This is a genomic window from Paenibacillus dendritiformis, from assembly GCF_945605565.1.
In the GTDB taxonomy this organism is placed as follows: Bacteria; Bacillota; Bacilli; order Paenibacillales; family Paenibacillaceae; genus Paenibacillus_B; species Paenibacillus_B dendritiformis_A.
The window spans coordinates 2,970,287-2,986,208 of record NZ_OX216966.1 but is presented as its reverse complement, the minus strand read 5'-3'; the positions used below and the strand labels follow the sequence as shown (position 1 = coordinate 2,986,208).

General features: G+C 46.1%; 5 protein-coding genes. All 5 read right to left on the bottom strand.

Translation table 11 applies throughout. From position 1 onward, the window contains the following. Positions 1–82: 82 nt before the first annotated feature. The 5 genes from NNL35_RS13080 to NNL35_RS13060 all read right to left on the bottom strand — a co-directional run bounded on the left by NNL35_RS13080 (position 83) and on the right by NNL35_RS13060 (position 15,894). Positions 83–1,843 (bottom strand): non-ribosomal peptide synthetase, encoded by a 1,761-nt coding sequence (locus NNL35_RS13080; RefSeq protein ID WP_254553983.1) that lies wholly within the window; start codon positions 1,841–1,843, stop codon positions 83–85. 118 nt (positions 1,844–1,961) lie between these two features. Then, positions 1,962–2,855, bottom strand: coding sequence for an ACP S-malonyltransferase (locus tag NNL35_RS13075; RefSeq protein WP_006675279.1), 894 nt, complete (start codon positions 2,853–2,855; stop codon positions 1,962–1,964). 19 nt (positions 2,856–2,874) lie between these two features. Continuing rightward, positions 2,875–4,623, bottom strand: a complete 1,749-nt coding sequence (locus NNL35_RS13070; RefSeq protein ID WP_254553392.1) for an ABC transporter ATP-binding protein — start codon at positions 4,621–4,623, stop codon at positions 2,875–2,877. A gap of 129 nt (positions 4,624–4,752) precedes the next feature. Then, positions 4,753–6,540, bottom strand: a complete 1,788-nt coding sequence (locus NNL35_RS13065) for an ABC transporter ATP-binding protein (protein WP_006675277.1) — start codon at positions 6,538–6,540, stop codon at positions 4,753–4,755. A gap of 120 nt (positions 6,541–6,660) precedes the next feature. Further along, complete coding sequence (locus tag NNL35_RS13060) at positions 6,661–15,894, bottom strand: SDR family NAD(P)-dependent oxidoreductase (RefSeq protein ID WP_254553391.1); 9,234 nt, start codon at positions 15,892–15,894, stop codon at positions 6,661–6,663. Between the last annotated feature and the right edge of the window lie 28 nt (positions 15,895–15,922).

The window sequence follows — 15,922 nt, the reverse complement described above, 5'->3', positions numbered from 1 at the left end:
GGGAATTTTGTCTTGTCCCGCCTGCTCCAGGGAAGTGTTCCCGAAAAAGAAACAAGCCGGCGTATCGGCGCCAGCTTGCGGATCAGTTCTTCATCGTTGCTTTGCTTTCTACATACGTAACCAAATCTTGTACGGTAACATACTTGGACGCGTCAATATCCTCGATTGCAAACTCAAAATCAAATGCGCTCTCTAACGCAACAATCATTTTAATAAAGGTGATGGAGTGAATGCCCAGGTCGGATAAATGACGGTGCAGACCGATCTCTTCGAAGGAAATCGAAATCTCTACATTCGCTATGATGATTGCCTTGATCTTGGAGAGGATATCCGTATGCTCTCCCGCTTGATCCGGCAACTGCCCCTGGTTGGCGGGCTGTATTTTTTCAGGCAAAGGCAGCGCCTTTCTGTCTATTTTCCCGTTAAGCGTGTATGGCATATGCTCAAGCCGAATGAAGTAGGAAGGGATCATATAATCAGGCAGACTGTGACTCAAAAACTCCCGCAAAGCTCCCGGATATAGTTCATGATCGGCGATAAAATAGGCACATAAATATTTATGATTCTCTTTATCCTGCCACGAGGCCACAGCGGCCTGTTGCAGGGACGGATGTTCCATCAAGGCGCATTCCACTTCTTCTACTTCGATCCGGTGCCCTCTTATTTTCACTTGATTATCGATTCTTCCGAGATATTGCAGGTTTCCGTCCGGCAGCAGCTTCATCCGATCTCCGGTCTTGTACATTCGCTCGCCGGGAATCATTGGATTCGGAACAAACCGCTCCGCCGTAAGCTCCGGCCGATGCAAATATCCTCTGGCCAGGCCGCTTCCTCCGATGCACAGCTCTCCTTCTTCGCCGGCGGGCACCATATGATTGCTGTCATCCATAATATAGATTTGCGTATTCAGGATAGGCTTGCCGATATCCATCTTGTTTTTCGCGGTGACATCGCTCACCGTAGACCATATTGTCGTTTCTGTCGGTCCATACAGATTATAAATTGTAGCGCTTGTCTTACTTCGCATAAGGTCCAATAAGGATTGGGGGAAGGCTTCCCCGCCGATCATGATTTCCTTCAAGCCGCGAAGACAGTCGAACGGCTCTTTATTGTGGCTTGCCAGTAATTGCATCATGGATGGGGTGGTTTGCAGCATATCAATGTCGTGATGCCGGATGAAATCAGCCAGCAATCTCGGATTTTTTTGCATATCCTCATCTGCCATAACGACGGTCAACCCTCTAGTCAAAGGAAGCAGCGCTTCCAGCACAAAAATATCAAATGAGATTGTCGTTAAGGCGAGGATCTTCTTGCCTTCCGCAAAATCAATGCATTCGGCCATCCCATCAAAAAAATTGACAACCGACCTGTGCTCAATCATGACGCCCTTCGCCTGGCCGGTCGAACCCGATGTATAGATGATATAAGCCAAATCATCCGCTGCCGGTTCTTCGCATCCATTTTCATTGTCTTCCGGGTTGGCCGTGCACAGCTCATCGATATAGAGTACCTTTACCTTATCCTCGGCAGCTTCCCCGCCGGACTCCATCCCTGAATGGGTTAATAAGAAGGAGGCACGGCTATCGGTCAGCATATAATTCTTCCGCCGTTCCGGGTATTCCGGATCAATGGGAAGATAGGCGGCGCCCACTTTGAGAATGGCCAGCATGCATGCCATCAGGTCAATCGATCTTCTCATCATGAGGGCAACGGTATCTTGCTTCTTCACCTTTTCCCTTCGTAAGCCAGCGGCAATCGAATTCACTTTATTCCCTAATTCAGCGTATGTAATCCTTTCATCTTTGCACGTAATGGCCGTATAGTGAGGAACTTTGCGGGCCATTTCTTCGAATAATCGGTATACGGTTCTATTTTTCACACCATTTCGCGTAGGTTCTGTTTTTTCGAATAACAAGCAATCCACCTCACTTCCATTTTGCCCAGCCATGGCCCAACCGGGATTAGCCCGTGCGTAAAAACACCGTCTGCTCTCTCGCAATTCCCAGCGTATCTCTAGCCATTCGGCACAGCACGCTTCGCAGCCCGCATTCCACATATCGTTCTATGCCCGCGACCTGCATATTTTCCAATGTATTCACCCATAAGACAGGCGAATACAGCTGTTGTACGACGTTTAATTTAATTTGATCCGCATTGGTCTCCATTTCGCCGGTCACATTCATATAGATGGGAATGATCGGATCATTGAAGGAGAAGCTTTGTATTTCTTCCTTATAAATGGCCGCGGCAGGCTCCATCAGCTTGCAATGAAAGGGCCGATTGACGTTAATAGGCATCACCTTGGCTCCGAATTCGCTCGCAATCTGACGGAAAGCCTCGATCCCTTTCCCGTTGCCGGCTACAGTCACTTGCTTTTTGGAACTGTAATTGGCCACTCTTACGTAGCCGCTATGGATATGGGAGCACATCATATCGCACATCTCGGCCGGCAGATTCACGGCCGCCATGCTATAAGAGCCCTCCTGCAGCACGGAATGGGAGGCTGCGACCAATTGCTTGACCAACTCGAACGAATCGCGTACAGAGACCACTTGCGCCGCCGCCAAGGCGGCATATTCGCCGAGCGAGAAGCCGGCCAAGGCCTGAAAAGAAAATCCTTGCTTGACCGCCAGCGTGAATGCGCATAAATCAATCGTGAGCATGCTGGGCAGCGAATAGATTTCATGCTGAAATGTCTCTTCGTCTCCGTAAAAACATAATTCCGCCATATCGTAGCCCATCACTTCGCTGGCGATGTGAAATAAGCGGCGGCAATCTTCATCCGCTTCATAAAACTCCTGTCCCATCCCAATATATTGGGACCCCTGCCCGCCAAAGAGACATGCCGTCTTCATTCTCTCCCACCTCTTATTCTTATGAAGGCTGGCTTTCTAACCTTCTGTAAAATTCAGCTTGCGTCGTATACAATTTATAATATTCGCCCTGCTCCCGCATTAATTGCTCGTGGTTCCCCAATTCGACCAGTTCTCCCGCTCTCATGACCGCAATACGATGGCAGAACCGGCAGCTGGACATGCGATGTGAAATGTAAACCGTTGTTTTGTCTTTGGTTAAGCCGGCAAAATTAGAATAGATTTCATATTCGGCCTTTGGCGATAACATGGCCGTTGGTTCATCCAAAATAATGAAAGGAGAATTTTTATACAACGCCCGGGCAATGGCAAGCTTTTGCTGCTGCCCGCCCGATAATTCGATTCCTTCCTGGCTGAAAAGACGGCCGAGCTCGGTATGTATGCCCTGCGGCAGCTGATCGATGGTTTGGCCAAGACTCAGATCGCTGACTATCTCTGAAATGTCGCCTTCCTTAGCCTCGCGATCAAACACGATATTCTCGCGCAATGAAAATTGTAAAATATTGAAGTCTTGAAACACGGCCGTCACTAATTTCATATAAGAGTCAAAGCGAATTCGGTTGATGTCTATGCCATTGAGCAAGATTTGTCCTTTTGACGGCTCATACAGCCGCAGCAGCAGCTTGATAAGCGTTGTTTTGCCCGCGCCATTTTCACCTACGATGGCTAGTTTTTCATGCGGCAATATGGTGAGATTCAAATTTTTAATCGTATAGTGCTCTTGCTGCGGGTATTTAAACCATACATTGATCAATTCGATTTCAAGCTGTTCCGCATCGAATTCGATCTCTGGCACATCCGTTGCCGCCGGTGCCGGTTCATGAGAAGAAACGGTATGCAAATAATCAAAGTAGGTTGATAGATGCATGCCGGCTTTTTGCAGGGAAATGATGCAGGATGAGATGCCGAACAACGCGGATGCAAAGACGCCTAAACTGGTTATGTAGACGACAACCTCCGCTAACGAGATGACTTCTCTAAAGGCGAGCCAGCCGATAAACAAATAGACCGATCCATTCACGATAACCTGCAATGTATTGGAAACAATGCCCATGATTGTAAAGGAGTTGACTGCTTTCGTTACATCTTTTTTCATGTGATTGAAATAGTAATTCATCTTATCTACGATCCACTGCCCCAACTGGTTGATTCTCATCTCCTTGGCGTACGCAAAATCAGTGGAGAGCTCTTGAAAGTAGCCGATGCGGCGCCCTATATTGACGAGGGAATGGCTCCACACATTGAATTCCTTATCTGCCGCAATCGTATTTAAGATGACACTAACCACATAGGTCAGCAGCAGGATGACGAAAATAGAGGGCTCCAGTGTGACAAGGATACCGATGACGCCAAGAAACTGAAAGGTGTTGGAGATGAGCTGTTTGGAATCGATAATCGTGTTTTTTAAATCCATAAAATGGGCTTGCCCCGGATAAAAAATTTCCATCGCTTTTTGTCTGTCGTCCATGATTTGGGGATCTTCGATTTGGTGGAAGGATAAAGACATCGTTTTTCGATTAATTTCTTGCAGGAACATCGTTTTAAATTGGATTATTTTCTTCTGCTCGTATGTCCAGAACACACCATCTATGGCGCGCAGCGTCAATTCGATGAGACACATCAGAAGGATATAGAGAAGCGCGTGCGTCCATCTTGCGCTGGCCGTTAACTCATCAACAATGAGCTTTAAGAAAATGATGCTGTTAAAGGGATGTATCGCTTTCACAGCGATGATGAACACCGTATTCACAATGTAAATTTTATCGAATCTCCATATCTTGCTGTAGAGAAGAAAAATGTTATGGAAATACATGATTAGTTCTTTGGCTCTATCCCGTAATGTCCCCAATCCGCTTCCCTCCAGGCAACCTTCCGTTCTTTACACTGATTCCTTATAATACTGAGACTGTATTTCATACATCCCTTTATATAGTCCGTTTCGATTAATCAGTTCATGGTGGGTTCCGTATTCTGCGATTTCTCCGTTATCCAACACGCAAATTTTATCGCTGATCGATGAACTGCTCAAACGATGGGATATAAAAAGGGTTGTCTTGTTTTTAATCATGGTTGAAAAATGAATATACATCTCATTTTCTGCGATCGGAGACAAGCTGGCGCTCGGTTCATCCAAAATAATGACAGGGCTCTGCTTATACATGGCCCGGCAAAAGGCGATTCGCTGCGCTTGTCCTCCCGAGAGCTCCATCCCGTCCCGGTCGAACCTTTTGGACAAGACCGTTTTTTCTTTATGAGGAAGCGATTGAATTTTTGCTGACAGATTATTTTGCTCCAATAAGGAATGAACCGCGACATCATCTTCTTCTGCATCCTTAAACGTGATATTTTCGTACACGCTGACGGCAAATATTTTATAGTCTTGAAATACAGTGGCTAAAACATTCATGTAGCTGTCATAATCATAATCTTTGATATTCACGCCGTTATACAGGATGGCTCCGGACGTTACATCATACAGCCGCATCAACAGCTTGATGAGCGTTGTCTTGCCTGCTCCATTTTCGCCTACGATAACAAGACATTCGCCTGGTTCGATCGTCAAATTTATATTTTTCAAAATATACCTCGGATCGTTGGGGTAGTGAAAAGAAACGTTGACGAATTCAAATCTCCCCGGGGGCGCTCCCGCTTCTATCACAATCTGTTTTGAATGTTCCCTCAGTTCGCTTTTGCGTCTGAGAAAAACAAAGAAATCATTGATGTAATTATTTATCGTGTACAAATTGATAATATGGTCAAATAAGGCGCGAAAGCTGTCGCTGAATTGTCTTACCGCATTCATTAACACAACAAAGTTGCCTATGGTGAGTCCCCTGAAAATGACGGAATACACGAGCGTAACCAAGATGGCGATTTCTTGGGCGACATTAATGCCTATATTCAGCAGCAGCCCTTTTCTTTCATTTTTATTGATTTTGTCGAATAGCGAGAAGTATTCTTTTCTGTTTTCATCCCCTTTTCGGGTCACGAAGTTGGTCAGGCTAAATAATCGAACCTCTTTCGCGAATTTCAATTCGGTAGCGAGTTGGATAATATATCGCCACTTTCGGTCAACGGGCAATGACTCTCTATGAATTTGATAATTTTTGTTCTGAACGCGTAAACTGATCGCCGTATTCAACATCGATACAGCCAGTACGATCAAAATGAGGTATGGATTCGACAAGGTGGCTAAATAAGTAATGAAAGTCAATTGCAGGAGCGCGACAAAAATGCCGTTGACCGCTGCCAAATATTTTTCTAAATTATCGCCGTTAGCCAACACAAAAGAAGCTCGATTCATTTCCCGGATAATGGATTGATCCTCCGTATATTTATAATCCATTTCGATAGATTTTTTGCAGAACATCGCCGTCAAGGGAACGAGCAGCCATTTGGAATGCAGTGTCGTTGCGCTTTTGGCATAGATTTGCGCATTCGTGATGATCAACTGGCAAGCCAGCATCAATAGCGTAATGTTGACGATGTACGGCAGCCCATAATGGAATTGAATCGCATCGAACAAATATTTAAAGTAAACAATGGTGATAAATGGGGCTATCGCATGACTGATGATGTAAAATAAGGAGATCAGGATGTAAAATTTATGGTTTAGAAAAATGATTGTAAACAAATCCATCAGATTTTTTAAAATATTGATTTGCACTCCTTTGGCCTCCTATGTCGCATGTGCCGCAACAGAACGAGAGCCCATCTTCAGTGCGGCCGCCCCCGAAGATCACGCAGAGACTTAGATCCCTGCATGATCTCCGTGCGTCCGAGCGGCCTAGACACTTCCCGACTGCACCTCGCCAGCTTTGAATTGCTCGATGAATTTGTCTAACGTATGATGTAACTTGTCATTCGTAAAAATCTCTTGTAAATTCTTCATGAACCAATGAAGAATTGCTGTCACTTCTTCATCACTTACATAGCTCTTTTTATACGAGGCGGAAATATGGTAGATCTGATTCAGGTTTTTAACCTCCAGATCTAACGTGAATTTCGGAATATTCACAGCATAAGGGATATCTTCCGTCTCTCTGAACTTCTTCAATGAATTATCTTCAAAGTCCATATAGAAATGGAATTGAACATCGGATCCTTTGAAATCCCTGATGATATGGTTATATTGATAAAATTGATTTTTAATTCCTCCTATTGTTTTATTTGTTACATTTTTAATATGATCGTCGAGGGTTTGCTGCGGCTTCATCTCGACTCGAATCGGTATTACATTCGTAAACACACCGATGCAATGTTTGAATTCCGGCTCATATCGGTTCAGCATAGGCGTTACAATCGAGATATCATTTCGATCTGTAACCATACGAAGAGCAAGAGCATAGGCGCTGAGAAAGATATTAAAAATCGTCGTATTTCTTGACTTGGCAAACGCCAGCAACGCACCGGCCAAGTCAGAACTTACTTGTGCGGAAGCATGGCCAAAGGAAGTATCATTTGCATCTTTGCGTGCGAGAGGATGGGTAAAATCAAAGCCATGAAGTTGATTTTTCCAGTAATCCCCCATTTCGGCATATTCTTTGGTTGCGTAAAAGTTCTTCTCAAATTCAACATACTTGGAGTACGGGCACAAAGATTTATCACTGGCGCTCTGCTTCCCGAAGGCCTCCATCTGTTCCTGCAGGAGCGTTGTCGAATAGCCATCGAGCAGGATATGGTGGATATCAAAGAATAACAGCTTTTTATCAGGGGCTTCAAATAGCGTCAAATGAAACAGCGGGTATTGGCTAAGCTTGAACGTGTGTAAATACGGTGTAAAGTCGATATCGTCTGTGGAAGCAACCTGAACACGTTCAATCTCGACGGGCTGCATTGGGTTGACGCATTGCACCAATTTATTGTTAACCGTTGCAAATGTCGTTCTTAGCATATCGAACTGCGCCACAAATTTGTTCACATTCACGACCAGATCTTCATATTCATCGCCTGATTTGTCAGAGACAAAGCCTATATTATAGACATGTTTATGACTGCTGAGCCGGTAATCAAAATAAATCCGTTCCTGCGGGCAGCTCATATCATAATAAACGATGTCCGTTTGTTCTTTTTGCTTCCGATCTGCATCCTCTTTTGCGTTGTTCTTTTCCGCGCTTTCCATCCTTTCCATTCGCGAAGTAATATACTCGGACAGGCTTTGAATCGAATCAAATTCAAACAGATCCGCGATTTTGACGATGTTCGGATACAGCTTGTTGATCGTGTCGTGCATTTCCGTCAGCAGAATGGAGTCGCCGCCCATTTCAAAAAAGCCTTCGTAAATATCTACTTCATCGTATCCCAAAATCTCGCCGTAAATCTGGCCGATTTTTCCCTCGACAGGGGTATAAATGCCCTCCACATTGCCTTTCAGTTTTATGTTATGCACCTCTGCCTTTTCAACGCTTTCCTCAGCTTCATCATGCGGGATTCGCGGAGTGATGTACTCGGACAGACTGTGTATGGAATCAAATTCAAACAAATCCGCGATTTTGACGATATTGGGATAGAGCTTATCAATCGTGTCGTGCATCTCCGTAAGCAAGATGGAGTCGCCGCCCATTTCAAAAAAGCCTTCGTAAATATCAGCTTCTTCATATCCCAGAATGTCGCAATAAATTTTTCCGATTTGCTTTTCGACAGGGGTGTAAATCCCTTCCATCTTTCCTGTCAATTTGATTTCTTTGCCGGAAGGACTTGCCTGGCTCGCCTCTTGAACAATTGGTAAAGGTGCTGGCTCGACAAGGATTGGCGCTGCGGCATCACCGATTTGCCTTTTATAAGCCTCTTTATAGATTTTCGCCGTGAAGCTTGGAGCCACCGCATTGCGGCTATGCTTCAACAGCGGAACCAAGTCAACCTGTTCATTGAACTGGCCGATAACGACACGCTGCGGCTTGCTTCGGAGCAGCTGGTTCAGCGCATTTACGGCATCGCGATTGGTGATTGCTTTCGTAACCGTATCTACATTTGTGCCCTGTTTATGCGCCATGCCCGTTTCTTTCCAGGCGACCCAGTTCACGGTATACGTATGTCTTCCTTGCGCATTCAAGTAATCGGTGTACGCGTCCAAAAATGCGTTTGCCGCCATATAACAGCTTTGCCCTGGTTCGCCCGCATCGGTCACATTGGAGGAGTGCAGGAGCATAAAATCCAAATCATCGTTACGCGTCAAGTTCGCCAAGTTCCAGGTTCCCGTTATTTTTGGCGCAAAGACAGACAGGTAGCTCTCCTTTTCCTTTCTCAACATGAAGCTCGGTTCAATGACGCCGGCACAATGGACGATGCCGTTAATTTTTTTATACCTTGTACGTACGGCCTCAAGCATAGTCTGCACATCATCCGCATTGGTAACATCGCAAGCGATAAATTCCAGCGCAGCACCGTTCTTCTTCATCTGTTTGAACTCTTTAATCTGTTCCTTATAACCTTCCTTCGTCTCATAAGCTTCCCATAAAGATTCATCAGGAAATCCTTTTCTGCTTAACAGGATAAGATTGCAATTGGCCTGTTCGCTGAACAGTTTTGCATTTTGAATGCCAATTCCGGAAGTACCGCCCGTAATAATATAGGTTCCTCCATGTACAATCCGGTTTGCCGTCTCCGGTTGAATCTCCGCTTCATCGAACTCCTCCACATAACTTGTGCCTTGGCGCAAGCCAATCAAATACATCTGATGATCCGCAAACAGTTGGCCAATGATTTGCCCCACATCGGTATCCCTATCCGTATCAATGGCGCGGCAGCTGATATTCGGATTCTCTTGTTCAATCACTTTGCCGAGACTTAACACCGTTGCATGATGTGGCAGCAGCCGTTGTTCTTCTCCCGAGATTCGATACGCATTACATGCGACAAGAATGAGCTGAACAGGTTGATCCAGACGCGCTTTTACCAATCCTTTGACCAAATGAACCACATTGAAGAAGCCGTATTCGAATTCCTGATACATGTCATTGACGCTGCCCGGATCATCATCCCGATAAGCGCCGACATGTACGATCTTGCGGATTGGGAGATCCGACAGCTGCAAGAACAATTCCTTAAAATCGTCAGCATTGTTCCCGATGCGGTACGTATCCTGATCGATTTGTGTAAATCCATCATGCAACGCAAATACTTCAATCACTCTTACGCCTTCTTCTCTCAGTCGGCGGGCAAGAAGGGGGGTGCCATGGCTATCGCAATGAACCAGTACCCAGGTCTCCTCTGTTGGCGGCAAGGTAACCGTAACTTCATCCTGAACTACCCAGCGTTTATGGTGGAAGAAATGGTCATATACCGTTTTCTCCTGAGGCATCGGTGCTTCTTTGACCGGTATCGGATACCAGGCATGGTTTCTTGCATATGGGTAAGTCGGCAAATGGAGCTTCTGATACGGTTCGTTATATAAGGCGCTCCATCTGACGGTTGCGCCTTTAATATAGCAGTTGATAATGAACTGCAGTTCGGCGCCATTCTGTTTATCCGCTTTGGCGCAATACGCATTCGCGTCATCGCTTAACTTTTGCTGCTCCTTCGAAGTGATCTCATGCGGGTATTTCTCTTTCTTGCTCTCAGGAACAATCGAGTAATAGCCGCAGCGGCACCAGTCATTCGCAATTTGCGTAAAGGATTCATACTTGGCCAATTCCGTTAGCTTGGTTAGCAGCTCATGTTGATGATGATAGATAAATGCTAATCGATGGGAATAATGCTTTCTTCCCCGATTGAGCGTGCAGGTGAGATCCATCAGATCGACGTTCGTGTTTTCAAGCAAATAAGCTCGATAGCGACGGACTAATTGAAATACGGCTTTTTCCGTTCTGGCCGATACCGTAAAGATGAACGGATGCTTACGGCTCGTTTTCGCGAGAGTCGCCGCCTTGGGCGCCTCTTCCAAAATAATGTGCGCGTTCGTTCCGCTCATTCCAAATCCGCTTATCCCGATAATCGCCTTTTCTCCTTTTGCCTGAAGCGGGGTAGCTTTGTCTACAATATATAAAGGAGAATGGATAAAGTCGATATTTTGGTTCGGCGCCTGAAAATGCAGTGTAGGCGGGATGAGCTTATGCTGCAGCGAGAGTATGCATTTGAATAAGCCGCACATCCCCGCCGCTTCGTTCGCATGGCCTAGATTGGTTTTCACCGATCCGATGCCGCATATTTGTTTGTGGTCGGTAAATGCCTCGAATGCGTTATGAATTCCCCTGATCTCTATCGGATCGCCTAGCTGTGTGCCCGTGCCATGCGCTTCGATATAACTAATATCGTGAGCCGTCACGCCCGCATTGTCCCAGGCTTTTTGGATGGCTTCCGATTGCGCCAAGTAGTTCGGAGCGGCAATGCCGAACGAACTTCCATCCTGATTAATCGCACTTCCTTTAATCACGGCATAGATGGAGTCCCCATCCTTTTGCGCCTGCTTCAGTGATTTGAGCAGAACAACCCCGACTCCCTCGGCAATGGCCGAACCGCTGGCATGATCAGCAAAGGCTCTTGTTTTTTCTTCCGGGGATTCAAAACCGATTCCGGTTCCATCCGCTAGAGGAATGGCCATAATGGATGCTCCTCCAGCTAACGCCATTTGACATTTGCCGAATCGAATCTGCTCGCACGCCATGTGCAAGGCAACCAGGGAGGACGAACAAGCCGTGTCGATGACCATGCTAGGTCCCTTAAGATCGAACACGTACGCGGCTCTGCTGGCGGTCATGCTCACTTGCCCGATCGGCAAAGCATCATTGAACAGCTTCGGATCCATTTCATATAAAAGCCGATTATACGCATTGCCAATATTGGCCGTATACCCAAGAAATACGCCCGTATTCGTGCCCTTCACGCCATCTGCGCCATAGCCGGCATCATCGATCGCATTGGAGCAGCATTGTAAAAAGAGACGCATGACCGGATCAAGCAAGGCCGCATCGCGCGGAGAGATACCGAAAAAAGCATGATCGAATTTGTTCACTTCATCGAGGTATCCGCATTTTCGAAACTTGATTTGTTCTTCACTGAAGCTGCGCGCCCGCAGATGCTTCGTAATATCAACCGATCTCTCCGGCGGTATATCCCTTACTACGTTGATGCCATTAATAAGAACCTCCCAATAACTGCGCAAATCGTTACCGGCCGGAAGATCCAGTCCGACACCGATAATGGCGACACTGTCGTCATCCTGCTCCATCGTTCCGGCTTCCAGCGGCTTAATGTCAGCGCCCGGTGCAGCGGACTCGGATATATTCGCTTCAGAAGAGGCAGCTTCGACCGTTATCGGTGCAACAGTAATCGTGTCCTGGCTTGGGAGTGAAGCAGCTTGGGCTTCCGGCTCCGGACAGGATGGATGGATGGGTGAAGCCATTTGATTGCTTATATGCTCTGCCAACAAACTGATCGTCGGGTAGGAGAAAAGATCGGTGACCTGCAATACCCCAGGAAACACCTCATTCAGATCCTTATAAATAATGGACAATAAAATCGAATTGGCACCCAGCTCAAAGAAATTATGATGGACATTCATCTCATCATAGCCGAGATTTTTGCAGCATACTTTGATGAGCGTGTCTTCCACATTCCCATACTGTTCATGATTGTTGGCATGACTTGAGCTTTTGCGATCGTGGCCGGCATCTGCATTTTCGTTCAGAGCTTCCACAATTCTAGGGGATAACTGCATTGGATACGTCTTTAACAGCATCGAAATTTTATCTTTGAGATTTAATCGCGCCACGACGACAGAGTTGCTATCCTGCTGCAGCACGGAAAATAAGGCCTGGATTGCCTCCTTCGTCTTGATCGTCTGAAATAGGGTGTCAATGGTAAACTTCGATTTTACCGCCATGCCAATTTCAGACCATGTGGCCCAGTTGACTGTAATACTTTTGCTTCCGGTTGCTCTGCTGCGGTAATGGCTATAGCTGTCCAAATAGATATTGCCTGCAATATAACCCGGCAGATCGGCACTGCTAAAAATGGTTGAAATACTTGAGAACATAACAAAGAAATCCAGGTTCTGATCCCTTGTGAAATGATCCAGCATATAAGTTCCGATCACTTTGGGCTTCAGTATGTTCGTGATATGGTCTTCATTGAGCTGATCGAATGTAATGCCTCCACTGATTCCAGCGCCGTGGATGACACCGTTCATCCTCCCATACTTCGTCTTGACGTATTGAAGCACGAATTGCAAAGCATTCGCATCGGCAATATCGACCGAATGATACTCAACATGTTTTGATTTCGCCTGGAGCATGCGGAGACGCCCGATCTTTTCGGCCACGTCACTTTCCGGGTTCGCTCGCAGTATCGTTTCCCATTCCGATTGCTCAGGCAGGCGGGTACGCCCGACAAGGATCAGGGACACATCTTTTGCGCGCTGCGCCATTTCCATCGCCGTTTCAAAGCCTATCCCGCCTAAGCCGCCGCTTATGAAATACACCCCGCCATCTTGAATGACGATCCGTTGGTTGTCCGTCTCCATTTCCGCTTCGTACAGACCCTCATAATAGCGTTTATTGTCCCGGTAAGCGACACTATCCTTATTGGAAATGCCACAAATCTCATCGGCGATCTTGGCCCAATCGGTTTTATTATCCATGTCGATGCAGCAGGAAGTCATATTTTTGAACATGCGGTTCAAGGACTTGCATAGCCCAAACAGAGAGGAGCTATTTGGGTTTACATCCGCTTCGTCCCCGGTCACTTGGAAGCAATGGTTCAGAAGAGGCGTAACTTTCAAGCGATTCTCGTAATTCGCAAATTCACGATAAAGGCTTGCCACACTCAGCAATTGTACTTTTTGGCTATCGAGCAATTGCTCAGCCGACCAGCTCTCTTTTTGTCCATGCAAATCGGCGATCACAATATGGGAAATGTCCTTGTACGGGATCTCGCCGAATAACTGGTTGAAATATTTTTCAAAACCCGTTCTTTTCGATTCGTCTATATCGATGCCCATCGTTTCAACAGCAAAAAATCGTTGGTTTAAACTTTCGCGTAAAGCTTCAATCGGATCCTCTTGCCGGTGTATGACCAAGCATCTTCCCAAGTCATGGTTTTTGACGATGGAATCGGCTTCGACAAATACCCTTTTATAGAACAAATCAGACGAAACGGGAACAGATTCCTCCTCTTTTTTCGCAGGATTCAAACGGCTTGCCAGCTCGGTCCAGCTTCTTTTTTTCTCTTTTTTAGGCAGCCAACACCGAGTTGGTTTGAAGGGATAATAAGGGATTGGAATATGCTTCGGTTTCATCCCTTTGTAGAGGGCGCGCCAATCCACTTTGGCGCCATAACTGTACATGGTTGCCAAATAGCCGAAATCGGCATGCAGATTGCCGGTTGCCTTATTCATCAAGCTGGTGTTGCAGCGTTGTAACGCGGAGCGAATTTCAGTATAATCAATTTCTTTTGACTCATTGGGCTGGTCTACATAGTAAACGCCATCGATAGTCGTCCATTCACTTGGGTCGGTCGTGGCTAAGCGGTTGAAAATAGCAAGTAAATGATCGCGGCTCGAAAAAACAATGGCTGCTCTTTTGGCATAATGAGCTCGGTACAGATTGGCATTGCCGGCAAAGAGGTTCACGTCCACTTCATTTTTATCGAGATAGTCTTTATAGTGATGAACTAATGAAACCATGCTTTCTAATGACTTGGCCGATAAGCCAAGCAGGTTGATTTCCGGCGCTTGCACAGGCTCATATTGATTATTGTATTCTTGCACAATGACATGACAGTTCGTCCCGCTGATACCGAAAGCGCTTATGCCGCAAACTCGCAATCCATCCTTTTTCCATTCCCGGGTCGTGTTGCTGATATAGAAAGGAGAATCACAAAAATCGATTTTTAAATTCGGTATATTGAAGTGACTTGCTCCCGGTATTTTTTTATGCTTGATCGCCGCAAGCGCTTTGATAAAGGAAGCCACCCCAGCCGCTTCATATAGATGTCCAATATTGCTTTTCGATGAGCTAAGTCCGCAGAATTGCTTTTTATCGGTAAATTTTTCAAATGCGCTGGTTAGACCTCTAAATTCAATCGGATCGCCGAGCGCGGTCGCTGTCCCATGGGTCTCAATATAATCGATCTCTTCAACGGATACGCCGGATGATTCCAAGGCGTCCAGTATGACACTGGCTTGTGCGGCAGGATTGGGTGCCGTAATACTTGCGGATGCGCCATCATTATTAATGGCCGTCCCCTTGATGACCGCATAAATATGATCCTTATCTTTTTCTGCCGCTTTCAACGGTTTTAACAAGACAACGGCGGATCCTTCTCCGATGGCCGCTCCGCTGGCTGCGTTATCGAAGGTCCTCGTTTTATTATCATCCGTTTCGAAGCCTACATTCATATCATCATACGCGATAGGAAAAGAATGCAGCCGAATGCCGCCGGCAATCGCCATCGTACAAGTTCCATTTTGAATGCTCACACAGGCATCATGAATGGCCACAAGCGAGGAAGAGCATGCCGAATCGATAATCATCGTCGGCCCCTTCAAGTTCAATATGTACGAAGCGCGCGAAGGCACCATGCAAGGCATATTGCCAACATTGGAGTATTTAATTAACTCGGGATTGTTATGAAAAATATTCGTAGAATAATTATCTTTCATCGAGCCTGGCGTGTAACCAATGAAAATGCCGGTTTTTGTCCCATTAAGCATGTCCGGAGTGTATCCCGCATCATCGAATGCATGAAAAATCGTTTGCAGCAGGATCCGCTGGATCGGATCCATCACCTGCGCCTCAATCGGTGAGATTTTGAAAAACTCGTAATCGAATTCGTCGATCCGATCCAAATATCCGGCTTTATTATAGGAAATGCGGCCATTCGGGTTCGGCATCATAAGCGAATAGAGTTGAGCAAGATCTTCCATGTCGTCTTGGCGGCATTGCGGCAGATCTCTGATGCAGTCGATATTATTTTCGAATATTCCCCAAAACTCCTCCAAGTTGTCCGTACCGGCGATTTGCAGCCCTATGCCGATAACGGCTATGTCATCGTCTTTATAAGGTGAACGATCGATAGGATTCATCGCGTTACCCCACTTTCCTCAAAGTTAT

Coding starts and splice junctions, on each gene's coding strand:
- NNL35_RS13075 (WP_006675279.1), bottom strand. CDS start 2,855: ATGAAGACGGCATGTCTCTTTGGCGGGCAGGGGTCCCAATATATTGGG.
- NNL35_RS13060 (WP_254553391.1), bottom strand. CDS start 15,894: ATGAATCCTATCGATCGTTCACCTTATAAAGACGATGACATAGCCGTT.
- NNL35_RS13080 (WP_254553983.1), bottom strand. CDS start 1,843: ATGGCCCGCAAAGTTCCTCACTATACGGCCATTACGTGCAAAGATGAA.